We start from the raw sequence: 2,211 nt of genomic DNA on the forward strand, positions 1-2,211 counted from the left end.
CACCCTCACCCTGCCCGCCTCCGTGTGCGAGCAGGCCGCACAGCACCTGGAGCAGGCCGCCCGGCGCACCATCGACGGAGCGGGAGTCCCGCTGAAGGCGTTCCGCGCGGCCGCCGACAACGACTACACCCTTCCGGTCCCCGTGGTGGAACAGGCGGCGGCCTGCCTGCTGGTCCTGGCCACCGAGACCGCCCAGAGCGTACGGCCCTCGGCCCTGCGCGCCACCATCGCCGTCGCCCTGCGCCTGCGTGACGCCGTCGAGGCGGTCCGCCAGCCCGCGCTCACGACCCGGTTCTGGTGAGGACGTCCACTGCCGGGTGTGGCGGTGCTGCCGGAGGGCACTCCGGTCGTACGAAAGCTGCCGAGGAGGTGCCATGACGGCGCAGGATTCCGATTACGACGAGGGCGAGGTGCCCCTGCGCAGCTACGCCGCGCTCGCCACCACGTTCGTGACGGGCGTCGGCCTGTTCGCGGTGGTGGCCCGGCGCCGCGGGGTGCAACTGCCCGAAACCGTGCCGCCCTGGGACCTCGCCCTGCTGGCGACGGCGACGTTCAAGGGTTCCCGGCTGCTGACCAAGGCCAAGATCACCAGTTTCATCCGGGCACCGTTCACCCGCCGGGAGCGGGAGGCCGAGGCCGGCGAGGTGATGGACACGTCCCGCGGGAACGGGGCGCGCCGCGCCGTGGGCGACCTGGTGTCCTGCCCCTTCTGCACCTCCGCCTGGGTGGCCGGCGGCCTGGTCGGCACGTACGCCTGCGCCCCGAGGGCGGCCCGCCTGCTGTGCGCCGGCCTGACCGCCGTCACGGCGGCGGACTGGCTCCAGTACGCCTGGAGCCGGACGGAGCAGTCCGCGGAGGGCTGAGCGGCCGGCCCGTGCGGGCCGGCTCCGCCAGCCGTACGGATCGGACCGGCCGCACCGCGCCGGCAACCGGGCCCGCCGAATGGTCCCCGCCCGGAGGGGAACCCGGCGGGCCCGCACCACCGACACCCCAGGAGAAGGCCATGAGTCTGTTGCGCGTCGTCGGCCGCCCGATGCTGGCCTCGATGTTCGTCGCGGGCGGGCTGGAATCCGTCCGCAACCCCCAGAACGTCGCCCCGGCCGCCGAGCCCGTCGTGCGGGCCGTCACCGACCGCGTCCCGGTGCTGCCGGACGGCACCGAGCAGGCCGTACGGCTGAACGGCGCCGTCCAGGTCGCCGCCGGGCTGCTGCTGGCCGCCGGACGCATGCCCCGCCCCGCCGCGCTCGCGCTCGCCGCCACGCTCGTGCCCACGACGCTCGCGGCCCACCGCTTCTGGGAGGAGGAGGACCAGGACCGGCGGGTCCAGCAGCGCGTCCACTTCCTGAAGAACCTGGCGATGCTCGGCGGTCTGCTGATCGCCGCCGACGACACCGGCGCCGCCCCCTCGCTGCTGTGGCGGAGCCGGCACGCCGCCCATGATCTGCGACGCGACGCCCACCTGGTCCAGCGGTCCTTCCGGGCCGGGGCCCGCCCCGCCGCGGCGGCCGGCCGGGTCCGGGCCGTGCTGCCCCGCTGACCCGTTCCGCCGCGTTAGCCCCTTGAGAGCCGGGGGACCCGGGACCGGGTGGGCCCGGCCGGGTGCCACCACGTACCGGAGGTGAAGGACATGGGACACGGCGGAAACGTCATCGACGAGCTGATGACCGATCACCGGGAGGTCGAGGAACTCTTCGGCAAGATCGAGCAGCTGCCGCCCGGCCACAAGGACCGCAAGGTGTACGCCGACCAGGTCACGATCGAGCTGGTCCGGCACTCGGTGGCCGAGGAGGAGTACCTCTACCCGGCCGTGCGCGAGCACGTGGCGAACGGCGACGCCCTGGCCGACCGGGAGATCGATGACCACGCCGAGGCCGAGCGGACCATGAAGGACCTGGAGGGCTGCGACGCGGGTGACGCCGAGTTCGACCGGCTCATCGGCACGCTGATGAGCGAGATCCGCGGGCACATCGCCGACGAGGAGCAGAACCTCTTCCCGATGCTGCGCGCCTCCTGCTCCCCGGAGCAGCTCGACCAGCTCGGTGACAAGGTCCGGCAGGCCAAGAAGACCGCCCCGACCCGGCCGCACCCCGCCGCCCCGGACAAGCCCCCGGCGAACAAGCTGCTGGCACCGGGAGCCGGCATGGTCGACCGGATCCGCGACGCGCTGAGCGGACGCGGCAAGCTCGGCTGACACGACCCGGAGCACGCAGG

4 protein-coding genes are annotated in these 2,211 nt (G+C 74.2%); all 4 read left to right on the forward strand.

Annotation, left to right across the window (positions count from 1 at the left end):
- Positions 1-301, forward strand: a 301-nt coding sequence (locus tag RIM90_RS21410) for a hypothetical protein (protein WP_309062361.1), incomplete at its 5' end; no start/stop codon positions are given.
- 73 nt (positions 302-374) lie between these two features.
- The gene (locus tag RIM90_RS21415) at positions 375-863 is read left to right on the forward strand and encodes a DUF1360 domain-containing protein (RefSeq protein WP_309062362.1); all 489 of its coding nucleotides are present in this window, start codon (positions 375-377) and stop codon (positions 861-863) included.
- A gap of 140 nt (positions 864-1,003) precedes the next feature.
- The gene (locus RIM90_RS21420; protein ID WP_309062363.1) at positions 1,004-1,537 is read left to right on the forward strand and encodes a DoxX family protein; all 534 of its coding nucleotides are present in this window, start codon (positions 1,004-1,006) and stop codon (positions 1,535-1,537) included.
- Positions 1,538-1,627: 90 nt separating this feature from the next.
- Positions 1,628-2,191: a hemerythrin domain-containing protein gene (locus RIM90_RS21425; RefSeq protein ID WP_309062364.1), complete on the forward strand. Its 564-nt coding sequence runs from the start codon at positions 1,628-1,630 to the stop codon at positions 2,189-2,191.
- Positions 2,192-2,211: the final 20 nt, after the last annotated feature.

The sequence above is a fragment of the Streptomyces sp. genome, from assembly GCF_031181555.1.
In the GTDB taxonomy this organism is placed as follows: Bacteria; Actinomycetota; Actinomycetes; order Streptomycetales; family Streptomycetaceae; genus Streptomyces; species Streptomyces fimbriatus.

What these genes read in the sequence shown, in the direction of transcription:
- RIM90_RS21415 (WP_309062362.1), top strand. Translation starts at nt 375, where the DNA reads ATGACGGCGCAGGATTCCGATTACGACGAGGGCGAGGTGCCCCTGCGC.
- RIM90_RS21420 (WP_309062363.1), top strand. Translation starts at nt 1,004, where the DNA reads ATGAGTCTGTTGCGCGTCGTCGGCCGCCCGATGCTGGCCTCGATGTTC.
- RIM90_RS21425 (WP_309062364.1), top strand. Translation starts at nt 1,628, where the DNA reads ATGGGACACGGCGGAAACGTCATCGACGAGCTGATGACCGATCACCGG.